This window comes from Devosia sp. P2_G7 (genome assembly GCF_056403495.1).
Genome location: NZ_JBFUFI010000014.1, coordinates 1 through 21,020, shown reverse-complemented (window position 1 = coordinate 21,020; position 21,020 = coordinate 1). Strand labels below are relative to the sequence as shown.

General features: G+C 66.5%; 24 protein-coding genes and 2 tRNA genes. 8 read left to right on the top strand and 18 right to left on the bottom strand.

What is annotated here, in order from left to right; genetic code table 11:
• Positions 1-29: 29 nt before the first annotated feature.
• A tRNA-Pro gene (locus tag AC1DWU_RS19965) sits at positions 30-106 on the bottom strand.
• Positions 107-271: 165 nt separating this feature from the next.
• Here AC1DWU_RS19965 and AC1DWU_RS19960 point away from each other — a divergent pair.
• Positions 272-346 (top strand) — tRNA-Gln (locus tag AC1DWU_RS19960).
• A 42-nt stretch (positions 347-388) separates the two neighbouring features.
• On the opposite strand, the gene arsC is transcribed toward AC1DWU_RS19960, so the two are convergent.
• From arsC to AC1DWU_RS19940, 4 genes are read right to left on the bottom strand one after another with little or no spacing between them, the layout of a single operon-like run.
• On the bottom strand, positions 389-793 hold the full coding sequence (gene arsC / locus AC1DWU_RS19955; RefSeq protein WP_477151759.1) for an arsenate reductase (glutaredoxin): 405 nt from the start codon (positions 791-793) through the stop codon (positions 389-391).
• Positions 790-1,458, bottom strand: a complete 669-nt coding sequence (locus tag AC1DWU_RS19950) for an aquaporin (protein ID WP_477151758.1) — start codon at positions 1,456-1,458, stop codon at positions 790-792. The genes arsC and AC1DWU_RS19950 overlap by 4 nt, the downstream gene beginning before the upstream one ends.
• Entirely contained in the window at positions 1,455-1,985 is a 531-nt protein-coding gene (locus AC1DWU_RS19945) for an arsenate reductase ArsC (RefSeq protein ID WP_477151757.1), read from the bottom strand. Before AC1DWU_RS19945 ends, AC1DWU_RS19950 begins: the two co-directional genes overlap by 4 nt.
• Positions 1,975-2,334 carry an ArsR/SmtB family transcription factor gene (locus AC1DWU_RS19940; RefSeq protein ID WP_477151756.1) on the bottom strand — a complete coding sequence of 120 codons (360 nt, stop codon included), beginning with the start codon at positions 2,332-2,334 and terminating at the stop codon, positions 1,975-1,977. Before AC1DWU_RS19940 ends, AC1DWU_RS19945 begins: the two co-directional genes overlap by 11 nt.
• 113 nt (positions 2,335-2,447) lie before the next feature.
• Between AC1DWU_RS19940 and AC1DWU_RS19935 the strand changes: the two genes are divergently transcribed.
• The 3 genes from AC1DWU_RS19935 to arsK are packed head-to-tail and all read left to right on the top strand — an operon-like array spanning position 2,448 to position 5,460.
• Positions 2,448-2,771, top strand: a complete 324-nt coding sequence (locus tag AC1DWU_RS19935) for an ArsR/SmtB family transcription factor (protein ID WP_477151755.1) — start codon at positions 2,448-2,450, stop codon at positions 2,769-2,771.
• Between the two features lie 47 nt (positions 2,772-2,818).
• The gene (locus AC1DWU_RS19930) at positions 2,819-4,228 is read left to right on the top strand and encodes an NAD(P)-binding domain-containing protein (protein WP_477151754.1); all 1,410 of its coding nucleotides are present in this window, start codon (positions 2,819-2,821) and stop codon (positions 4,226-4,228) included.
• 26 nt (positions 4,229-4,254) lie between these two features.
• Positions 4,255-5,460, top strand: coding sequence for an arsenite efflux MFS transporter ArsK (gene arsK, locus AC1DWU_RS19925; protein ID WP_477151753.1), 1,206 nt, complete (start codon positions 4,255-4,257; stop codon positions 5,458-5,460).
• 144 nt (positions 5,461-5,604) lie between these two features.
• Here arsK and AC1DWU_RS19920 read toward each other — a convergent pair whose 3' ends face one another.
• A complete protein-coding gene (locus tag AC1DWU_RS19920; RefSeq protein ID WP_477151752.1) occupies positions 5,605-6,954 on the bottom strand; it encodes an MFS transporter in 1,350 nt (449 codons plus the stop codon).
• A gap of 257 nt (positions 6,955-7,211) precedes the next feature.
• Here AC1DWU_RS19920 and AC1DWU_RS19915 point away from each other — a divergent pair, with 257 nt between their 5' ends.
• The gene (locus tag AC1DWU_RS19915; protein ID WP_477151751.1) at positions 7,212-7,691 is read left to right on the top strand and encodes a tetratricopeptide repeat protein; all 480 of its coding nucleotides are present in this window, start codon (positions 7,212-7,214) and stop codon (positions 7,689-7,691) included.
• Positions 7,692-7,759: 68 nt separating this feature from the next.
• Here AC1DWU_RS19915 and AC1DWU_RS19910 read toward each other — a convergent pair whose 3' ends face one another.
• The 6 genes from AC1DWU_RS19910 to AC1DWU_RS19885 all read right to left on the bottom strand — a co-directional run bounded on the left by AC1DWU_RS19910 (position 7,760) and on the right by AC1DWU_RS19885 (position 13,240).
• Positions 7,760-7,993 (bottom strand): hypothetical protein, encoded by a 234-nt coding sequence (locus AC1DWU_RS19910; RefSeq protein ID WP_477151750.1) that lies wholly within the window; start codon positions 7,991-7,993, stop codon positions 7,760-7,762.
• Positions 7,990-9,405, bottom strand: coding sequence for a type II and III secretion system protein family protein (locus tag AC1DWU_RS19905; RefSeq protein WP_477151749.1), 1,416 nt, complete (start codon positions 9,403-9,405; stop codon positions 7,990-7,992). The genes AC1DWU_RS19910 and AC1DWU_RS19905 overlap by 4 nt, the downstream gene beginning before the upstream one ends.
• A 103-nt stretch (positions 9,406-9,508) precedes the next feature.
• Positions 9,509-10,591, bottom strand: a complete 1,083-nt coding sequence (gene cpaB, locus AC1DWU_RS19900; RefSeq protein ID WP_477151748.1) for a Flp pilus assembly protein CpaB — start codon at positions 10,589-10,591, stop codon at positions 9,509-9,511.
• Positions 10,592-10,714: 123 nt separating this feature from the next.
• Positions 10,715-12,085, bottom strand: a complete 1,371-nt coding sequence (locus AC1DWU_RS19895) for a sensor histidine kinase (protein ID WP_477151747.1) — start codon at positions 12,083-12,085, stop codon at positions 10,715-10,717.
• On the bottom strand, positions 12,082-12,747 hold the full coding sequence (locus AC1DWU_RS19890) for a response regulator transcription factor (RefSeq protein ID WP_477151746.1): 666 nt from the start codon (positions 12,745-12,747) through the stop codon (positions 12,082-12,084). Before AC1DWU_RS19890 ends, AC1DWU_RS19895 begins: the two co-directional genes overlap by 4 nt.
• Before the next feature lie 7 nt (positions 12,748-12,754).
• Positions 12,755-13,240 carry a PepSY domain-containing protein gene (locus AC1DWU_RS19885; RefSeq protein WP_477151745.1) on the bottom strand — a complete coding sequence of 162 codons (486 nt, stop codon included), beginning with the start codon at positions 13,238-13,240 and terminating at the stop codon, positions 12,755-12,757.
• A 112-nt stretch (positions 13,241-13,352) separates the two neighbouring features.
• Between AC1DWU_RS19885 and AC1DWU_RS19880 the strand changes: the two genes are divergently transcribed.
• On the top strand, positions 13,353-13,895 hold the full coding sequence (locus AC1DWU_RS19880; protein ID WP_477151744.1) for a hypothetical protein: 543 nt from the start codon (positions 13,353-13,355) through the stop codon (positions 13,893-13,895).
• A 117-nt stretch (positions 13,896-14,012) separates the two neighbouring features.
• Here the strand turns inward: AC1DWU_RS19880 and AC1DWU_RS19875 are convergent, their stop codons facing one another.
• On the bottom strand, positions 14,013-14,651 hold the full coding sequence (locus AC1DWU_RS19875; protein WP_477151743.1) for a biotin transporter BioY: 639 nt from the start codon (positions 14,649-14,651) through the stop codon (positions 14,013-14,015).
• Positions 14,652-14,716: 65 nt separating this feature from the next.
• Here AC1DWU_RS19875 and AC1DWU_RS19870 point away from each other — a divergent pair, with 65 nt between their 5' ends.
• Entirely contained in the window at positions 14,717-15,640 is a 924-nt protein-coding gene (locus tag AC1DWU_RS19870) for an MBL fold metallo-hydrolase (RefSeq protein ID WP_477151742.1), read from the top strand.
• 6 nt (positions 15,641-15,646) lie between these two features.
• Here AC1DWU_RS19870 and AC1DWU_RS19865 read toward each other — a convergent pair whose 3' ends face one another.
• The 4 genes from AC1DWU_RS19865 to pdxH all read right to left on the bottom strand — a co-directional run bounded on the left by AC1DWU_RS19865 (position 15,647) and on the right by pdxH (position 19,582).
• Complete coding sequence (locus AC1DWU_RS19865; RefSeq protein ID WP_477151741.1) at positions 15,647-16,462, bottom strand: DUF1499 domain-containing protein; 816 nt, start codon at positions 16,460-16,462, stop codon at positions 15,647-15,649.
• Positions 16,463-16,541: 79 nt separating this feature from the next.
• Complete coding sequence (locus AC1DWU_RS19860) at positions 16,542-17,669, bottom strand: M48 family metallopeptidase (protein WP_477151740.1); 1,128 nt, start codon at positions 17,667-17,669, stop codon at positions 16,542-16,544.
• Positions 17,669-18,871 (bottom strand): DUF898 family protein, encoded by a 1,203-nt coding sequence (locus AC1DWU_RS19855; RefSeq protein ID WP_477151739.1) that lies wholly within the window; start codon positions 18,869-18,871, stop codon positions 17,669-17,671. Before AC1DWU_RS19855 ends, AC1DWU_RS19860 begins: the two co-directional genes overlap by 1 nt.
• A 75-nt stretch (positions 18,872-18,946) precedes the next feature.
• Positions 18,947-19,582: a pyridoxamine 5'-phosphate oxidase gene (gene pdxH, locus AC1DWU_RS19850; RefSeq protein ID WP_477151738.1), complete on the bottom strand. Its 636-nt coding sequence runs from the start codon at positions 19,580-19,582 to the stop codon at positions 18,947-18,949.
• A gap of 109 nt (positions 19,583-19,691) precedes the next feature.
• On the opposite strand from pdxH, the gene AC1DWU_RS19845 reads away from it, so the two are divergent.
• Complete coding sequence (locus AC1DWU_RS19845) at positions 19,692-20,645, top strand: DnaJ C-terminal domain-containing protein (RefSeq protein WP_477151737.1); 954 nt, start codon at positions 19,692-19,694, stop codon at positions 20,643-20,645.
• Positions 20,646-20,829: 184 nt separating this feature from the next.
• Here the strand turns inward: AC1DWU_RS19845 and AC1DWU_RS19840 are convergent.
• On the bottom strand, positions 20,830-21,020 hold a 191-nt coding region (locus AC1DWU_RS19840), incomplete at its 5' end, for a hypothetical protein (RefSeq protein WP_477151736.1).

Here is a 21,020-nt window from a genome sequence, read left to right as displayed (position 1 = left end):
CCCGGCCTCTCGCGAGACCGGGGTTTGATTGGTCGGAGTAGAGTGATTCGAACACTCGACCCCCTGCTCCCGAAGCAGGTGCGCTACCAGGCTGCGCTATACTCCGTCAGATTGCCGTGGGGCCCATGCTGCCGAGACGCGGGAGTTTCGGCGGGCGGCCATCGGCTGCGGGCGCTTTATAGACTCGGTGCCTTGCGGGTTCAAGCGGCTAAACTGGGGGCTTGTTCGATTGGTTGCACCCCAATTGTGAACCGTGTAGGAACGCGCCCGTTGGGGCGTCGCCAAGTGGTAAGGCAGCGGTTTTTGGTACCGCCATTCCTAGGTTCGAATCCTAGCGCCCCAGCCAGACCCTCGTGCGCAAGAAACCAACCGCGTCTGCGGACCCCATTCAGCGACCTCTAACGACCTCGCCATCCTCCTTGGTGAACGGCCCGATATCGGGGTTCGGCAGGATGTCGAGGACGACCTCAGACGGACGGCAGAGCCGGACGCCCTTCGGGGTGACCACGAACGGCCGGTTGATGAGGATCGGGTGCGCCATCATGGCGTCCACCAACTGCTCGTCGGTCAGCGCCGCGTCAGCCAACCCAAGGGCATCGTAGGGCGTATCTCTCTGCCGAAGCGCCTGGCGTACTGACAAGCCCGCCTCCCGGATAAGCCAGATCAACTGCTCGCGGGTCGGCGGGGTGCGCAGGTACTCGATGATCTCGGGCTCCTCGCCGCTCTGCCGGATCATCTGAAGAGTGTTCCGGGACGTCCCGCAGTCGGGGTTGTGGTAGATGGTGACGGTCATGCTGTTGCCTCGGGTACGGGTTGAAGCCATCTGGCGAGACCGACGCCCAGCGCTGCGCCGGCGAGTTGCGCCACGACGAACGCCGGTACGTCCGCGAGGGCTATGCCGGAGAAGGTGTCGGTGAATGCCCTCGCGAGCGTCACCGCCGGATTGGCGAAAGACGTCGACGAGGTGAACCAGTAGGCCGCACCGATGTAGAGCCCGACCAACGCGGGCACCGACGCCGGCTGTCGTTTCCCGGACAGGCAGATGACGAGCAGCAGCCCCGCCGTGGCGACAACCTCGCTGAGCCACTGGCCTCCGCCCGTTCGCACATGCTGGGACAGCTGGGCTACGGGGAGGTCGAACATGAGGTGCGCCAGCGCAGTGCCGACCAGCGCCCCGGCGATCTGGGCGACGACATAGGCGGCGGCTACGGTCGGCTGGAGGTCGCGCTGCAGCGCCGCCGCGAGCGTGACGACGGGATTGAAATGCGCTCCGGAGATCGGGCGCAACACGCTGATCAACACCACCAGCGCCGCCGCTGTCGCCAGCGCGTTGGCGAGAAGGGCGAGGGCCGGGATGTCGGTCAGGCGCTCGGCCATGATGCCGGAGCCGACTACGGTGGCGAGGAGGATCGCGGATCCCAGGGTCTCGGCGGCGAAGCGCCGGGGAAGGTCAGTCATGCGGCCCCGGATGCCTTCGAGGTGCTACCGTCCATCGCTCCGATTCCCCGGAGTTTGCTTCCCAGCGCCATGCGGTCGATGCTTGCCAACGGCAGGTTGACGAAGGCCGCAACGCGGTTGCGCATGAAGCGGAGCGCGTCCTCGAAAGCACCTCGCTTGGCGAACTCCGGCCCGTCGACATCGGCGGGGTCTTCGATGCCCCAGTGGGCAGTCATTGGCTGGCCCGGCCAAACGGGACACGCCTCGCCGGCTGCGTTGTCGCAGACGGTGAACACGAAATCCATCTTCGGTGCGCCGGGTACCGCAAACTCGTCCCAGGCCTTGGAGCGAAGGCCCGCTGTCGAGATGCCGGCCTCGGTCAGAACCGAAAGGGTCATTGGGTGGACCTGGCCCTTGGGTGTGCTGCCAGCCGAGTAGGCGTGAAAGCGGTCACCGGCCACGTGGTTGAGCACGGCCTCGCCAAGGATGGACCTCGCGGAGTTGCCGGTGCAGAGGAAGAGGACGTTGTAGACGCGATCAGCAGGCATTCTTTCCAGCTCCGGGTGTGCAGCAGGGGGTGAACTCGGCGACGAGCGGTTCGCAAAGCTCGGGACGCCCGCCGCAGCAATCACTGACAAGGAAGCTCGCAACCTCCCTCACGCGGTCCATTTCAGCGCGGTAGATGATCGACCGGCTGTGTCGTTCCGCCGAGACAAGTCCGGCACGGGCAAGCACTGCGAGATGGGTGGACATTGTGTTCTGCGGGACATCGAGCAGCCGCGCCACCTCTCCGGCGGGGAGGCCGTGTGGCTCGTGGCCAACGATCAGGCGAAAGGCGTCAAGCCGGGTTGCCTGGGCGAGCGCGGCGAAGACGTCGACGGCGTGGGTATTTTCCATGCATCGAGGATTATCGATATGACGATTGCCCGGCAAGTGAACCTTTTATGACGGTATTTCGGCAATCGTCGAAATAGACTTGACACATCGGGCACGCCGCATATGCTATTTCCATGAACATCGAAACAGCAGCATCGCAGCTTGAGGCGCTCGGCAACGCCACGCGGCTGAACATCTACCGGACTTTGGTGCGAGCCGGGGGCAACGGGTTGCCGGTTGGCAAGCTCCAGCTCAAGCTCGATATCGCCGCCTCCACGCTCTCGCACCACGTCAAGAAACTGGTCGAGGTGAACCTGGTCAGCCAAGAGCGTCAGGCAACGACGCTGATCTGCCGGGCCAACTACACGAGCATGAATGGCCTGATCGGCTACCTGTCGGACGAGTGCTGCGCAGACGAGGCCAGCTGCGCTTCGACCGCCGAACAGACGGCGGCATAGCGTCCTCTTTTTACTCCATTGTTCCAACCTTCTGGAAGGATCGAAATATGGTCAACTCACATCTCCCCATCGCTGTCATCGGCGCCGGACCGGTCGGACTGGCAGCTGCGTCGCAAATCATCAGCCGCGGCCTCAAGCCCATCATCTTCGAGCGTGGCTCGTCGGTAGGCGCATCGCTGCTGGAGTGGTCTCACGTGCGGGTGTTTTCTCCGTGGGAGTACAATATGGACGCGGCCGCCAAAGCCCTCCTCTCGGAGACGCATTGGGATGAGCCGGAGGCCACCGAATTGCCGACGGGAGGCGAGATCGTGGAGAGGTACCTGCGGCCGCTATCTGAACTGCCGTCCGTCGGAACGGCCTTGCGGTTGGGCGCGACCGTCACCGCGATCACGCGACAGGGTCTGGACAAGCTCTCCAACCTTCGTCGCGAGACCACGCCATTCGAGATCCGATGGATCGATGCCGACGGCTGCGAAAGGTCCACGCTGGCGCGAGCGGTGATCGATGCGTCGGGTACGTGGACCAAGCCAAACCCCATGGGCGTCGATGGACTGCCTGTTCCCGGCGAGAGGGCGCTCTCCGACCTCGTGTCCTACGGCATCCCCGACGTTGCCGGATCGGACCAGGGGCCTTACGCCGACCGCACGACCCTTGTCGTCGGCAGCGGTCACTCGGCGATCAACGCGGCCCTCGCGCTTCTCGCCCTGCAGGAGCAGTTCCCGGATACCAAAATCCTCTGGGCGCTTCGTCGCGACAACCGGCTCGACAAGCTCCTGGGGGGCGGCCTGAACGATCAGTTGCCGGAGCGCGGGGCTCTCGGCCTCGCGGCCAAGAAGGCCATCGACGCCCGGCGGCTCCAAATTCTTGCGCCCTTCGCCGCGACCGGCCTCCAGCGGTCCGACAAGGGCGTCACAGTCACCGGCACTCTCGGGCACGCGCCGATCACGCTCGAGGTGAACCGCGTCGTTGTCGCGACAGGGTTCAGGCCCGACCTGCAGATGCTGGCAGAGCTCCGTGTCGGCATTGATCCAGCCACGGAAGCGCCACCGGCCCTGTCGCCCCTCATCGACCCAAACTTCCACTCGTGCGGGACGGTACCGCCTCACGGGGTGGAAGAACTCAGCCATCCCGAAGCGGGGTTCTATATCGTGGGAGCCAAGTCCTACGGCCGCGCCCCGACCTTCCTGATGGCGACCGGCTACGAGCAGGCTCGCTCGGTGGTCGCCGAGATCGCCGGGGACCATGTCGCCGCGCGGCAGGTCCACCTGGTGCTGCCCGAGACGGGTGTGTGCAGTGTCACCCCGGCAGCGTCCGGCGGATCAAGCTGCTGCGGCGGGCCTGCCCTGGACGCCACCTCGTGTTGCGTCGCGGACGAGACGGCAAAGGCCGAAGGAGAAGCCGGTTGCGGGTGCGGTTCTTCGCCGGTCGCACGACCGGCGCTCGTCGAACTCGCGTAGGCATGATGAGCGCAGCCACCAACCGAATGGCATCGATCGTATGGGCACTCGGGCTCACCCAGATCATCGGCTACGGCACGCTCTACTACAGTTTCGGAACGCTGGCTCCGGCCATGGCGGCGGAATTCGGGTGGTCGGAGGAGTGGGTGTTCGGTCTGCTGTCGGCGTCGCTGCTGGTCGGCGGGCTCGTGGCGCCCCTGTCGGGTCGCCTCGCAGACAAGTATGGGGCAGCCCAGTTGATGACATCAGGCTCCGTGGCGGCCGCCCTGGCGCTTGCGCTCTGCGCCATGGCGCCCAACGGCATCGTGTTCGCTGCCGGGCTGGCGGCGATGGAGGTCGCCTCGGCCTTCGTCCTCTACGCGACGGCGTTCGCCGCCCTCGCGCAGGCCTCGCCTACCGCGGCGCGGCGCAGCATCACCCACCTGACCCTAATCGCGGGCTTTGCCTCGACGATCTTCTGGCCGATCACCGCGGCGCTGCATGAGGTGTTTTCGTGGCGGGAGGTCTATCTGATCTACGCCGCGGTGAACCTGCTGGTGTGTGTCCCCATCCACTTCTGGCTCGCCCGGGGGCATCGGCTGCGTTCGGCCGAGCGTCGGGACACACCTGCCACGGCTGCGCTGGTGCCGGCCGAAAAGCAGCGCCTGGCATTGGTGCTGATGCTCGCGGGGTTCGCGCTGGTCGGCTTCGTGTCGTCCGCAGTGACCGTCCACATGGTGCCCATGCTGTCGGACCTTGGGGCCGGGGAGGCGGCGGTGATCGCGACCATGCTGTTCGGTCCCTCGCAGGTGCTGAGCCGGTTGATCAACATGCAGTTCGGACGGGGGCTGTCGCAGCCGGTGCTGGCGATCATCGCCGCGCTGGTCCTCCCGGCGGGCCTCGCGGTCCTGCTGCTGACGACCCCGTGGGTGCCCGGCGCGGCGGCCTTCGCGGTGCTGTTCGGTCTGGGCAACGGGCTCTACAGCATTGTCTCGGGCACCCTGCCGCTCGTGCTGTTCGGCTCGGCGGGCTATGGGCGGCGGCTGGGCATGATCAGCTCGTCGAGGCTGCTCGCCTCGGCCGCAGCGCCGTTCGCGTTCTCGCTCGTCGCGAGCGCGGCCACGACCGCGGCAAGCGTCGCCTTCTCGGCTGCGATAGGCGTAATCGCCGTCGCCGTCTTCGTTGCTTTGCGACTCGCAGCCGGAGAGCCCTCGACGGAACAGCGGGAGCCGGTGCCGGCGGCTCCCCGCTAGGTCGTGCGGGTCAACAGCCGCAGCCCTGGCCGAGCGCGGTGGCCCCGAGCCTGACGCCGTCACGCTCGAGACGTTCGGCAGGGTCATTCCCCGAGGCGTGATCAGTAGCGAGGCGCACCCACGATGGACAGCGGCCCTCCGGCTTTAGGCCGGCCCGGCTTCCGGTAGGCCGCCGGCGGTGTCGTCGTCATCGGGGCCGGCGGCGTATGCGGCTGAGAGTTGGCGGTAGTATTTCGAGTTGAAGGCGATGATCGTCACCACGACGCCGAGGAGGCCGGCGAGGGTGAAGACGAGAGCGATGCCGCGTTCCGGCCCGGTGCCGAACCAGCTGCCGATCAGGTCGGCGCCGGCGCCATCGGTCATCAGCGGGATGAAGAAGAACTGCGTCAGCGGCCCGATCAGGAAGGCGGTGAGGGGCGATGCCGCGAGTTCGACCGACTGGGCGAAGCCGAACACCCGGCCCTGGCGCTCCACCGGCACGACCTTCTGCAGCGTCGTGTGCTCCGCCGCCTCGGCATAGGGGCTGAGCAGCATCCAGATGAACATGCCGGCGCCGAGCAGCCAGATCGAGGACTGGAGGGTGAACACACTGCACGCCGCCCAGGTGATGACGTTGACCGAGAGGAGCGTGCGCAGCGGCTGCTTGCCCAGACCGGTCCTCGCGATGACGATGCCGCTGATGATGAAGGCGGTGGAGAGCACGCCGAACAGCAGACCCCACGTCTCGACCGAGACCAGCGACAGCCCGTAGGCATCGAGCAGGGCCATGAAGATGCCAGCGAGGAAATTGTTGAAGCAGGCAAACAGGATCAGCGCGAACAGCCCTGGCACCGCGGCGATCACCCGGATGGTGCCGCGGATATCGACACGCTTGGGTTCGGCCGGCTCGCCGGCCACGGGCTCCACTCGTTTTTCGTCAATGCTGACGAAGGTCAGGTGGGCATAGGCCAGCACCGTGAGCGCCAGGGCGAGGACCAGCACTGCCAGCATGCCGCCCCAGGCGACGAGGAAGCCTGATATTACCGAGGTGGTGAGAAAGCCGATGCCGCTCACCATGCCGACGAGGCCGTTGGCCTTGTCACGCCGGTCCTCGGGGATGAGGATCGTCACCAGCGTTGGCAACGCGATACTGCGGATATTGCCGGCGATGACGCCCAACATGATCAGCGCTACGAATACCCATAGCTGCCAGCCGTAGGGGTCGGTGAACGCCTCCTGCGGTACCAACAGCAGCAGCACCAGCGACACTGCATAAAAGACCAGCGAGACGACGCTCGAGCCGAGCATCGCCAGCTTCTTGGGATTGTGGTCGACGATGCTGCCGAACCAGAAGCCGAACCCCGCCGTCAGCACCAGGTAGACGCCGGCGATCATGCCGGTGGCGAACACCGACTTGGTTTCGAGAAAGACCCAGAAGGTCAGCGCGAACCAGACGGTGAAGTTGGTGATGTTGGCAACGAGGTTGTTGCCGAGGATCTGGTGGAAGGCGTTCATCGTCGTAACCTGAGCGGTGAATCTGTCGACAGAGATGGAACCTCGGGCCCCATGATGCAACGTCGATCGGTTCGTAACGGCCGCCGGTAACCCGCCATTAAGGGTAACCGCACTGGTCCTGCGCATATTTACCAAGCGGTATCCAAGCGCGCCCTAGCGTTCTGTCACTTAGGTCAAGGCACGCGTGCGCGCGGGCCTCTCGATGGGGGCATTGAGGGATGGTTAGCTGCTTTGGCAGGCGTTTGCGGTATGGGCTGTTGGCCGCGGCGCTCGTGGCGCTGCCGCTGAGCGGCTGCAGTTCGGCCGGCCTCAGCACCTTCGGCAGCAACAAACTGGCGGTCGCCGAGATCTCCAATATCGAGACCTATACGGCCGATGGCGCGCTGCGCGAGGCCAAGGCCCATTTCCGCAACAGCAATTTCGGCTACTCGGCTGCCTTCTACAAACGGGCCGTGGAGCTGACGCCGAACAATGCCGAAGGCTATGTCGGGCTCAGCGCGTCGTATGACCGGCTCGGCCGCTTCGACCTGTCCGACCGGGTTTATGCCTCGCTCTACCAGATGTCGGGCGGCACGGCGCAGTACTTCAACAATGTGGGCTATTCCTACATGCTGCGCGGCAACCTCAGCGAGGCGATGAAGAACTTCCGCAAGGCGCAGAAGCTCGACCCGGACAATCTGGTGGTTGCCAACAACATCCAGATCCTGTCGCGGGCAGCGGCCGAGAGCCGCGCCTAAGGCGATCGAGCGTTTGAAACACTGACGGAGTGCCCTGCTTTCGCGGGAACAACGGCGGTGGAGGGCGTCTATTCCGCCGGCGCAGCGGGGGATGTGACGATCGCGCCGTCCTTGCCCAGCCCCCTGGTCGAGTACATCGAGCGCTTGCTGGGATTGGTGGTCTGCTGCGCGAGGTTCGCTTTCACCGCATCGCCGGCGCTGTAGCCCACCCGGTCGGTGCGCTGCATGTAATCATAGGTGCAGCCGCCCAGCGCGGCGAGGAGCGCAATCGCGGCGGCGGTGCGCATGGCGTGCCCGTTCAAGTGCCGCTCCCCAGGTCGATGATGTAGCCATAGGGGCCCGCGACGCCGTCGCCGGTCTGGAAGTTCTTCAGCATCTTGGGCGTCACTTCCATCTTCCCGAGGGCGAAGAACTCGAGGTCGTTGGCCGGCTGCGTCGCGTCGAGCGGGGTTGCAACGACCTGGCCGGGCGTAGTCGGCTGCACCAGGCGCGGCGTGACGATCACCACCATTTCGGTGTCGTGCTTCTGGAAGCTCGAGGACTTGAACAGCGAGCCGAGGATCGGCACGTCACCCAGCCACGGCAGCTGGTTCTGGTTGAGTTCGGTATTGGCCTGCAACAGGCCCGCGACCGAAAAGCTCTGGCCGTCGCGCAGCTCCACCGTTGCGTCGAGGTTGCGGGTGTTGAACACCGGGTCGCCGGACGAGGTAAAGCCGTTGATGCCGCTGACTTCAGGCGTCAGGTGGATCTGGATGCGGTCGTCATCGAGCACCGTGGGCTGGAACACCAGCCGCACACCGAAGTCGCGATAGCTGAGCGCGGCATTGCCGCTCTCGTCCACCACCCGGATCGGCACCTGGCCGCCGGCGAGGAAGCTGGCACTCACGCCCGAGAGGGTCGTCAGGTTCGGCTCTGCCAGCGTGCGCACCAGCGCCTTGCCCTCGAGCGCATTGATGGTCGCCGTCAGGTTGATGCCGCCCGAGGCAATGATGCTGGTGACGAAGGACGCGAAGGAACTGCTCACCGGGTTGGCCGGGCCGCCGCCGATGGTGGCGTCGACGCCCCCGACATTGCCGCCCCACTGGATGCCGAGTTCACGGCCGGCGTCGCGCTGCGCTTCGAGGATGCGGACCTCGAGATTGACCTGCTGGCCGCCGCTCAGCGTCATGGTGTTGATCACCGCCGGGCTGCCGTACTGCGCGACGATATCGAGCACCTTCTGCATGGTGACCGAGTCGGTAACCGTGCCGCCGAGACGCACGCGGCCATTGACGCTGCTGACCTTGACGTTGGAGTTCGGCAGCGCCGAGTGGATCGAGCGCGCGATGTCGGCGGTATCGACACCGACTTCCACCGCCAGCAGCCCGACCGGGGCGCCTTCGGCGGAGAACAGGTTCACCGTGGTGGTGCCAAAGCCCTTGCCGACCAGATAGAGCGACTTGTCGGTGATCGGCTGTGCGTCGGCGATCAGCGGGTCGGCCGAGACGATCTTGAACACCGGATCGGAGATGGTGACGGTCACCGCCTGCGACACCGGCAGCTTGATCCGCATCACCGATGTGGTCTTGAGATCGTAATTGACGGTCTGCGCCAGCGCCGGGGCCAAACCCCCGACCAACAGCGCGCCGACCAGCATCGCCAGTCGCAGCGCCCACCTAAGTCCCTGGGACAGCAGCGTTCTGCCATTGTCCCGGTTTCTGTTCAGTTCGTGCATCGTGCTAACGTTCTCAAGCAACCCGGCAAGTTCTAGCAAAGCCGGGTCAACGGCGATTTAACGGCGGTACGGTTTGGCACCTTCATAGGGGCGCCCAAACCGGTCATTTGGCCCAGAACGGGCTCGACATGCGGATCGCCTGGTTGGTGCTCCGCTCGGCGGCGGGAACCGCTTCGGCGGCATCGACGATCGGCCGCAACACCAGCGACAGCTTGCCCGCGCCGGTGGCATTGATGATCACCTCGGCCTGCGCGCTATCGAGCTGCAATGTCGCGGTTGCCTCGTTGGCGAAGATCTCGGCGCGCGGGTTCTCGGGATCGGCCGGAGCACCGGTGGTGCCCGTCTCGCCGAGTCGGGTGTTGATCGCCAGCACCCGCACGTTGCGCAGGATCGTGTCCGAGACCTGGCCGAGTTCGCTGCTGCGCGTCAGCACCACGTCGACCCGGTCATTGGGGACGATGAAGCCGCCCGAGGCGGACGAGGCGGAAATCACCACCGAGACGCCACGCGTACCGCTGTCGAGCACGGCGGAGAGATAGCCGTCGCCGGGCTGGGCCAGCTTGTCGGCGCGGATCGGCTCGCCGGGGAAGAACTCGAAACGCGCCACCGCGCCGTTCATCTCGGTCATCGCATCGGGCATCGCCGCCGCGGTGATGTACTCGGTACGGACCGCGCCCTCGGGCCAATCGATCCACTCGACCGATTCCGGCGTCAGCCGCTGGCCGAGCCCGATGCCAGTCTTGGCGGCGAGGACCTGCAGCCGCGGCTCCTGCACGACTTCGGTCACCGGCTGGACGACGGTCTGCGTCACCGGCTGGCTCGACTGCGTGGTGAGGTAGGCGGCCAGCCCGCCGGCAATCAGCGCCACGGCGAGCAGCGCAATGCGGGAGGGCGGAATCTTCCAGCGCCAGCCGAGATTCTGCGGCGGCGGGGCGGATTGGCGACGGTCACCACCCTTGCGGCGATCGGTATTGGTGACCACCGTCTGCAGCGCCTCGGAGCGCCAAGCATCGAGGTTGCGGCGTTCCGTCTGGGTCGGCGGCGGTGTCCAGGTAACTTCGGCCAGCACTTTGTCCAGCACCTGTGGGTCGGCCTTGAGTGCCGCGGTTCGCGGCAGTTCAGGGCGGAGGGCCTCTTTGACTTCGCTGTCATCCTTGAGAGCGACCGTTTGTGTACGCCGGAGCACGAATTCCTCGCTGTGCGGCCAGAAGAGCTGCCGGCATTCGGCCGACCCGTAGTTGTCTACGCGAAAAGGCTCACGGCTTCGTTCCAAAGACCGGCGACTTTGAACGACAGGGTTAAGCTTGGGCTAACCAAGAGCCGCCTGGGCCAGCGGCAGCCGTACTGTCGCCTGCAATCCGCCCTCTGCGGCGCGCGAAAACTGCACGGTGCCGGAGTTCAGTGCGACCACTTCGAGCGCGATGGCGAGGCCGAGGCCGGAGCCGCGCCGGCTCTCGTCATGGCGCTGGCCGCGCACGCCGAGTTGGGCGATCTGATCCTCGGGGAGGCCGGGCCCATCATCGGCAATCGTGAGGTCCGCGAACTCGCCATCGGACCGGGTTTCGACCCGCACCAGCGACTTGCCCCACTTGGCAGCGTTCTCGAGGATCACCCCGACCAGCTCGAGGAGGTCATGGCGGTCGATATCGACCTTGAGGTCCGGCGCCAGGGCCAGCTGCCAGTCCAGCACTTCGCCTTCATGCGTGCGGCCAAGCACGGCCACGGTGCGGGTCACGGCCTCGTTCAGCGAGGCGCTGAGCTGGTGTGCCCGGGTGCGCATTCTCAGCCGGGACAGCCGCAACTGGTACTCGACCCGGTCGTCCATCTCGCCGACGATCTCATCCACCTGCGCCCCTGCCTCAGCGTGACCGGTGCTTTGCATATCGGCGGCGAGATTGCGCAGCACCGACAGCGGCGTCTTCAATCCATGCGCCAGATCGGCGGCGCGGGCTCGGGCGAACTCCATCGATTTGCGCTGCTGCGCCAACAGTTCGTTGACCTCGCCGACCAGCGGCAGCACTTCGGCCGGGTAGCGGGGCGGCAGCGTCTGGGTCTCGCCGCGGCGCACCGCGCCGATGCCTTCGCGCAGACTCTCAAGCGGCTTCAAGCCGAGCTGAACCTGCAGCCACGCCGCGAGGATCAGCGCCACGCCGAGCACCGCCAGCGCCCGCATCAGGTCACCGCCGAAGCGGCGGATCGACTCGTCGAGCACCGCCCGGTCTTCGGCCAGCGTGACCCGGAACAGCTTGGGGCCGGCATCGGACGCAAAGCTGACCTCGCGCACCATGCCGGAAAGCGACTGGTCACTCGGTCCAGCCAGCGTGCCGAAGCGCTCGGCGCCACCCGGCGCGGTAGCTCCGCTGGTATCGAGCACGTGGTCCCACAGCGAGCGCGAGCGCCACGTCTCGCCCGAGGCAATCGCCTCGACCTGCCAGTAGACGCCCGAGAATGGTGTGCCGTAGCGTGGGTCGGGCAGCGCGTCGGCGGGGACCGGGTCCGCGGCAGCTGGGTCGATCTGTGCCACCAGCCGGTTGAGGCTGGCGGTGAGCCCGTCGCGCATCGAGCGCTCGACATTGGCGGTGAACATCCAGCCGATGCCCAGCCCGGCGATCACCAGCGCCAGGACGATCCACAATGCCGCGCCGCCGAGCAGCCTCAGGCGCAGCGAGCGGGGGTTCATTCCTCAAGCGCCCCCAGATAGTAGCCGAAGCCTCGTCGGGTCTTGATGATATCGCTGCCGAGCCGCCGCCGCACCCGGCCGACCAGCACTTCGATCGAGTTGGATTCGCGTTCGAAGTCCTGCGCGTAGAGATGCTCGGTGATCTCCATCTGCGACACCACGCGGCCGCGCTGGTGCGCCAGGTATGCGAACAGCCGGTATTCCTGCGGGCTGAGGCTGATCGGGATGCCGTCCCGGGTCACCTGCATGGTCCGGGTATCGAGCACCAGGTCCTCGATCTCGACGCGCGAGGAGGCAAAGCCGCCGGAGCGGCGGACGATGGCGCGGATGCGGGCCACCACCTCTTCGACGCGGAACGGTTTCACCACATAATCGTCGGCGCCGGCCTCGATGCCTTCCACCCGCTCTTCCCAGTGGCCGCGGGCGGTGAGGATCAGCACCGGTCCGGTACGGCCGGCCTTGCGCCAGCGCTTCAGGATGGTGAGGCCGTCGAGCGTCGGCAACCCGAGGTCGAGGACGATGGCGTCGAATTCTTCGGTATCGCCGCGGTACCAGATCTCTTCGCCGTCGGTTTCGATTTCGGCAACAAAACCGGCCGCCTGCAAGGCGGCAGCGAGAGCTTCGGCGATCCGTCGATCGTCTTCGGCGACCAGAACCCGCATGTGATGCTCAGTTCGTCTCCACGGGCAACCCGGAGCGAGCATAGAAGTAGAGTTCGCTCACGTCACCAGCCTTGCCCAGGACCTTGATCTCATAGAGCAGGATATCCTGCACCGAGACCAGCTGCGCGTCGATGATCTCGCCATCAGTCAACAGCCTCGCACGCAGCATGATGTCCTCGAGCGGCAGCGCCCGGTGGTTGCGGACCGCTTCGAGCGCCGAGTCCTGACCCAGCGGCGTCGCGCCGGATCCAAGCGACAGATCGAGCCCGCCCTCGCCGGAACCGCCGAGATCGAGGTCGAGGCCCAGCCCGCCTTCACCGCCCAGGTCCACATCGACATCGAGCCCGCTATCGCCGCCGACATCCACGTCGACACTCCCGAGGCCGCCCAGATCGAGGCCGAGCCCCTGCGCCATGGCGGCGGGGCTGAACAGCAGGCCGGCGGCACATACCAGTGCCAGCAGCAGCCGATGATTCGGTCGGATGGGGAGCATGGGCGACAGAATAGCTTCGCGACCCTGACCGTTGCCTGACAACGATCTCATCCGGGTGTCAGGCCGAATCCCCCAGACTCCGACTCGCACTAACGGCAAAGGAGCCATCATCGTGAAAACTCAAACCCTCGCCGCAGCGCTTGTCTGCCTCTGCATCCTCTCCACGCCCAGTCTGGCGCTCGATCTCAGCGTAGGCGCTTCGCTCGGCGGCGACGTTTCGGCCGGCGAAGGCACCGGCCTGTCGCTCGGCCTCGGCGCCGACGCCAATGTCGGCATCAATGCCGTCAATTCTACCGATAGCACGGCAGGGGGCCTCACCGCCAACGCCTCGGCGGCTGCGTCCTTAACATCCGATGACGAGCTCAGGGTGGTGATCGGACTGATCGAAACCAGCAACTGGACCGATCTCAGCCTCTCCGGCCTCACCGACGTCAACGCTACCGCCTATGACGTGAGCGGCTGGATCAACGCCGACAACGCGGCGGCGCTCGACCTGGCGCTGACCGACAACGCCGGCGAGATAGAAGATCTGCAGGCCGCCGTTTCGGGCAATGTCGCGCTCGATGCCTGGCTCGAGGCCAACAATGCCGAGGCCGAGGACGTCATCGCTATCGGCGTTGCGGCCGACGGTTCGCTGGCTGTGTTCACCAACTAGACCCTGTTCTTGCCCCGAATGGCGCGGTTCGAAAGGACCGCGTCATTCGTGCAGGCGACCAAACCAACGAAAAGGGCCGGTCCTTCGACCGGCCCTTCGCATTTCGTAGCAGGGCGATCAGGCCTGCTTGGGCAGCAGCTTCCAGATGCCGACGACGCTGAGCGCCGCAAAGGCCATCTTCAGCAGATCCCAGACGATGAACGGCGCCACGGCCCCGTTCCAGGCCGTGCCGATCAGGTTGGTCGCATCGAGCCAGGTCGGCAGCGCCGCACCGGACTGGACGATGACATTGGCGACTACCAGCAGCCAGGTGAAGCCGAAGGCGAACAGCACCGCGTCGCCAAGGACCATCGCGCCGAACAGCAGCACGATGCGGCCCGAAGCGCCGAGGTCTGCGGCGCGGCCGATGATGTAGGCCATCGGCAGGTAGCCGAGGATGAAGCCGAAGGACGGGCGCATGACGTAGTCGAGGCCGCCGCCGGTGGCAAAGACCGGCAGGCCCGAGAGGCCCTGGACGATGTAGAGGGCCACGGTGGCAACCCCGATGCGCCAGCCGAAACCGGCGGCAAGCGCCGCGACCGCGAGAGTCTGGAGCGTCACCGGGATCGGCATGACCGGCACGCTGATCTTGGCCGAGAGCGCCAGCACCAGCGATCCGAGCACCACGGTGACCAGATTTGCCGCGAGGCGGGCCGACTGCGACTTGGGCGAGAGCACGCCGAGAACGGTGTTCGGCGTGGTGAGCGTCAAGGCCATTGCCAATCCTTCATCCTGAGGAGCATTTCTAGCCCGATTTCTAGTCGCTCGCTTGGGAGAGCGCAATGGCTGCCCCACCCCCCGCACTGCAGTTCAACACCGCGTTAGACCCGGAAACCGGGCGTGCGGTGCCGGTGGCACCGGGTCTCGCTCGCATCACGGCACCCAATGCCGGGCCCTACACGTTCAAGGGCACCAACAGCTTCCTCGTCGGTACCGACAGCCTCGCGGTGATCGATCCCGGCCCCGACGACAAGGCGCATCTCGAGGCGCTGTTGCGAGCGATCGGCGAGCGCAAGGTCGAGGCGATCGTCCTCACGCACACCCATCGCGACCATTCGGCGCTGGTGCCCAAGCTCAAGGCGGCGACCGGCGCGCCGGTGTGGTTCGGCGGCAGGCACCGGCTGAGTCGCGCGCCGCGGCTGTTCGAGATCAACGCCGTGGATCGCGAAAGCGACTGGGCACTGGAGCCCGACCGGGTGCTGCGGGATGGCGACCAGCTCAATCTCGGCGGCGTCGCGCTCGAGGTGATCAAGACCCCCGGCCATTGCGCCAACCACCTGGCTTTCGGCCTCGTCGGCACGCCGTGGCTGCTGACCGGCGATCACATCATGGGCTGGAACTCGACGCTGGTCTCGGTGCCGGACGGCTCGATGGCCGATTACCTGCACGCGCTCGAACGGGTGATCGGGCTCGGCTATGCCCACTACGTGCCGGCGCATGGCGGGGTGATCGAGGACGGTCCGGCCTATGCCAGGGCATTGCTGGCACATCGGCAGGAGCGCAACCGGCAGGTGCTCGCCGCGGTCGAGGGCGGAGCGCGCAAGGTGAGCGAGTTGCTGGCCCCGATCTATCCCAAGCTGCCGCTGCCGCTGCGCGGAGCGGCGTTGATGACGCTGAAGGCGCATGTCGAATACCTGGCCGACCGCGGGCTGATCGGCGCGACGTACGGCGTATTCGGCACGTCGATCTTTCCGTCGCGGACCTGAGCGGTCTTACTCCGGTTCCCCGCCGGCGGGCGGCGGCGGGGAGGCTTCGACATCCGGCGCCGTCGCGGTCTGCGGGGCATCGCGCAGCGTCAGGGTGATCTTCTCGTCGAGCGCGAGCAAGAATTCCTCGATCCGCTTGCCGTTCTCGCCGAAATCGTGGAAGCCGCTGAGCGGCACCGAGCGCATGTCGATGGTCGAACCCTGCGCCGTGCCGGTCACCCGGATCGCCACCTCGTCGCGCCAGCCGAACAGCGTCACCGCGATAGCGTTGATCTGGCCGATGTCGAGCGCGGTCGGTGGCGCGCGCCGGGTCCGCACGTCCCAGCCACGCGCCTCGACGAGGTCGTCGACGATGCTGAACATCTCGGTGGCTTCGATCGGGTAGGTGCGGGTCTGCACGTTGGGGAAGGTCGCGGCGATCAGCTCGCGCAACGGTGCGCTAGTCGGCGCGACGCGCACGGGGGAAACCAGCGGCAACGGGTCGGTGACATCGGTGGTCACCTCGTTGACCATCGGAAAGCGCGTCGCCTCGTAGCCGAGATAGGCGAAGGGGAGGAGGCAGAGGATGCCGAAGAACAGGCCCCAGCCCCCCTTGCTCCAGCCCCGGTCGCCGGTGAGCCACAGCCGCCCGAACGCGCCGAGCGCGAGGAACACCGCCAGCGCCGCGACAGCAGCCGCCACCGCCTCGATGACGGCGAAGTCGGCACTACTGATCAGCTGCTCACGGTGCAGCAGTATCGGGATGATGGTGAGCGGCAACGCCAGGCTGCCGAAGCGCCGGGCCCAGATCGCCCATTTCGAGGTGCGGATGAGTATGCGCATCGTGCCGGCCGGAAATGCAGTTGAGCTAAGGGATAAGCACGGCAGGCCGCTTCATGCAAAGCCTCGCCGAATAAAGCTGTTAGGAGCCAGGCTGCGGCGGCCCGCACATCGCCTTGATGGCCGCCCATTCGTCGGGGCTGAACACCTGTCGTCCGGCCGGTGGTTGCGGCATCGCCTCCAGCGCCGCATGCCGTTCGGCCGTCAGCGGGTGCGAGCTGAAGACGCTCAGCATGCGGCCGGTATCGTCGTCGGCGGCCACCCGTTCGAGCAGTGTCGCCAGCGCCGTCGGGTCGAACCCCAGCCGCTCCCCGGTGGCCCCGGCAAAGGCATCGGCCTGCCGCTCCGCGTCACGGGAAAAACGCGTGTCGATCAGCGCCGCACCGAGACCGCCGGCGACCGAGAGCCCGGTCATGTCGCCGAGCACGAAGCCGACCAGCAGGCCGGTGGCGGAACTGGCGATCAGCCCTTCGAGGCCGTGCCGGTGGAGCACGTGGCCGAGCTCATGCGCCATTACCCCGGCGAACTCGTCGGGGCTTCGCGTCTCCGCCAGCAGCGCCGAGAAATAGTAGCTGTGCCCACCCGGTAGCGCGAAGGCGTTGGGGATTGCCGATCGCACCACCTTGATGTCGGGGGTGAACGGCGAGCCGGTGCCGGCCAGCACATCCCTCGCAAAGCTGTCGATGGCGCGGTTGGCGAGGCTGCCCGGATCGGCATCGCAGAGCTGCACCGAGCCGCTCTCGCTCACCAGCGAGTTGATCTGCTCGAGCGCCGTTTCGCCCAGTTGCGCCTCCCAGGCGGGCGGCACCAGCGGTACGATCCGGCTCGCCAGCAGCGGCACGCCGACCACATAGGCGACGATGACGGAGAGCAGCGCCCCGGTGGCGATGCCGATGATCTTCAGCTGTGCGCCGGTCTCGCCGCGCTGCTGCCGCTTCAGCGCCGGCAGCAATTGCCGCGTCGCGTCGATCCAGCCCTTGCCGGTGAGGCGCAGGCGCGCGCCATAGGGCCGCCCGGTGGCGCCAAGCCGCAGCTCGCCTTTGCGCGACGGCACTTCGAAGATGTCGTCGACCGGCCAGCGGTCGATCTCGTCGAGTGTATCGATGTCGGCGATGATCATTTCGGGCGGCTCGGGCGCCCGGGTTATGGCGAAGGTGACGACACGCGTCGCGGCGACCAGGCCATCGTGATAGGTGGCAATGGGCTCCATTAGAACGACCCCACATTGAGCGCATCGGCCAGGCCTTCGCCGACCAGCGCCTTGTCCTCGTCGATGGCGCGGATCGCGGCGAGGCTCTCGACATTGCTGAGCGTGGCGCGTGATGCCACGGCCTTCCAGTAGCCAAAATCGAGGATCGTCTCGGCGAGGAGGCTGAAGCTGGCAAAGCCCACGAGATAGCCGCCGATCACCAGCGTCGCCCCGGCCCAGCCCGACATTGCCAGCTGGCGGAAGTCGCCCACCGGATCGATCTGGTGGGTGAGGTAAAGCTGCATGAACAGCATCGTGCCAACCAGCATCAGCGCAACCAGCACGCCGAATAGCGCTAGGCCGAATACGGTATACTGCCCGACCAATGTGCGGGCCCGCACGTGGACGCTGACCGCGACGTCGCCGAGCCGGATGGCCGAGAGCATGCGGCTCGCCTCGCGCGACCGCCAGTACGGGAAGACGAGACCGGCGACCAGCAGGACGGCGAGCAGGCTGATCCCGATCCACCCGCCGCCGCCGCGTGCCGCGATATTGAGCACGATCGCCGCCGCCACGGTCACGGCCACTGCGCCGTAGGCGCGGTAGAACGGGCCGGCTATCGTCTTCCAGCTGCCTGCGAAAGTGACCTGCCGATTGCCGTACCAGGTGTTGTTGTAGCGGTAGCGCCAGAGGTTGCCGACCATCAGCGGGTAGGTCAGCCCAAGTGTGACCAGCACCAGCAGCGACCAGCCGAAGCGCCGCCAGGCATAGCCCCAGGCGCTGCCCTTCTGGTCGAAGCGGATGCCGCGCCACAGCGTGCGTGACAGCCGGAAATCGCGGCCGCGATATTGCGCATAGCCGGTGAGCAACCAGAGCAGCGCCGCAACGCATCCGTAGCCGACCAGTGCAAAGGTGCCCGACTGGGTCGAGAATACGAAGAAGGCGACGTAGATCGGGAGGAAGAAGGCGACGGCGAACAGGAAGCCGATCAGCAACTGCCGCGCATTGCCGGTATATTCGAGCGGCTCGCCGGCGACGACGGTGTTCTGCCAGTAGAAGCGGCGCTTCGTGGTGGTGACCCAAAACCGATAGACGCCGAGCGTCGGCAGCATCAGCAGGTAGCCGCGCAGCAGCCTGCCGAACAGTTCCGAGCGGGTGCCGGTGAAAGCCACGGCGTCGTGGCTGGGCTGGGCGTCCTCGCCCAGTGTCCCATCAGTCAGCATCCCCGTCCGCGCCTCCGAGCCCGCCGATTATCTTGCAGGCCACGGCAGAACTGGCAATCCGTTGGGAAACGATTGTTACGGATAGAGCCGCTGCCGGCTCCAGGCTCCGTCGGGCAGGGCGCGGGTAAAGCGCACCCGGTCGTGCAGCCGGTTGGCACCGTCCTTCCAGAACTCCATCACCTGCGGGATCACCCGGAAGCCGGACCAATGGGCAGGCCGGTTCACCGGCTCGTCCTCGCGAAAGCTCTTGTTCAGCGTTTCGACCCGTTCCAGCAGCGCGTAGCGGTTGGCCAGCGGCCGGGATTGCTTGGACGCGTGGGCGCCGATCTGGCTCACCCGAGCCCGGGTGGCGAAATAGGCGTCGGCCTCCTTGTCGGCCACCACCTCCACCGGTCCGCGCACCCGGATCTGCCGGCGCAGCGTCTTCCAGTGCATCACGAACGCGGCCTTCGGATGCGCCAGCAGTTCGCGGCCCTTGTCGCTTTCGAAATTGGTGAAGAAGCAGAAGCCCCGCGCGTCCCGTTGGTTGAGCAGCACCATGCGCACGTCCGGCATGCCATCCGCGTCGACGCTGGCCAGTGCCATGGCGTGCGGATCGTTCGGTTCGCTCTCCTGCGCCGCCGCGAACCATTCCTCGAACAGCGAGCAGGGGTCGATCGGCGCGGTATCGGAATCGTCGAACAGGCGCTCGGTAAGTGTCGTTGCAGGCATGGCTTTACCCTCGTCGCGCGCCAGTCTGGACAAGCCCGGAGCGCATGGCCATATAGGATGGCGCGGGGCGCGAAAGCAAATCCCCGACCCGCTCGAATTGAAAGAACCCATGCGCGACCCGTATACCGTGCTCGGGGTGCCCAAGTCCGTCACCGAGAAGGACCTCAAGGCGGCCTATCGCAAGCTCGCCAAGGCGCATCACCCCGATCAGAACCAGGATGACCCCAAGGCCCACGCGAAATTCGCCGAGGTCTCGTCCGCCTATGATTTCCTGTCCGACAAGGACAAGCGCGCCAGCTATGACCGCGGCGAGATCGACGCTGACGGCAACCCGCGCTTTGGCGGCTTTGGCCGCACCGGTGCCGGTGCCCGCCCCGGCGCCGGTGCTGGAGCGAGCGGGTTCTCAGCCGAGGACATCCTCAAGGAATTCATGTCGGGCTTCGGTGGCCAGCAGCGCGGGCCGACCCGTGGCGCCGGCGGCAGCCAGAGCTGGGACCCCTTCACCGGCGCCTCGAGCGGCGGCTTCAATACCGGCCGCACCACCGGCATGGGCGGCGAAGACATCAACGCCACCGCAACGGTGACGCTGGAGGAGGCCAATGCCGCAGGGAGCGTGCCGTTGCGCATGCCGACCGGCAAGGTGCTGAACGTCAAGCTCCCCGAAAAGGTCGAGGAAGGCCAGCAGATCCGGCTCAAGGGCCAGGGCCATCCCTCGCCGCTTGGCGGCCCGCCCGGCGACGCCATCGTCACGGTGAAGTTCGAGCGCCACAAGCAGTTCCGCCGCGATGGCGCGGACCTGCGCGTCGACGTGCCGATCACGCTCTACGAGGCGGTGCTCGGCGGCAAGGTCCGCGTCCCGACCCTCGACGGTTCAGCCGAACTGAACCTGCCGGCTTCGGTCAATACCGCCAAGGCGCTGCGGCTGAAGGGCAAGGGCCTCCACGGCGCGGGCGACCTGTACGTCACGCTGCGGATCGTCCTGCCCGAGCAGGGCGACCCCGACCTCGAAAGCCTGATGCGCTTCTGGCGCGACCAGAAACCGTACAAGGTGCGGGACAACTAGGCCTCGACGGCGTGGTGCCCATCCAGGGCACACCAACAGGTCCGACAGCCCGTGGGCTTCGGAGTTTTCAAAGAACTCTGCCCTCTCGGACAGAACGAAGCGGGACCGGCGAGGCGTTTGCCCCGACGCGGTAGTCCGCGAATGAAAGAGGCTCACGCCTCGCCGGCCGGCCGGGGTTTTGGGCCTATGCCACCAGTGCCGGGGCGCATCCCCTGCCGCATCGCGAGAACGATGGCAGCTCGGTCGGCGGCCGGAATGCCAGCACCGCCTTCGTTGCTCCCGCCCGGCTCATGCGTGCCAGGCTTCGTCCCTTGGGCCACTCCGCATCGAGCAACCCTCGCGTGATAGCGGCTTGACCGGCGAACCGGTCCTTGC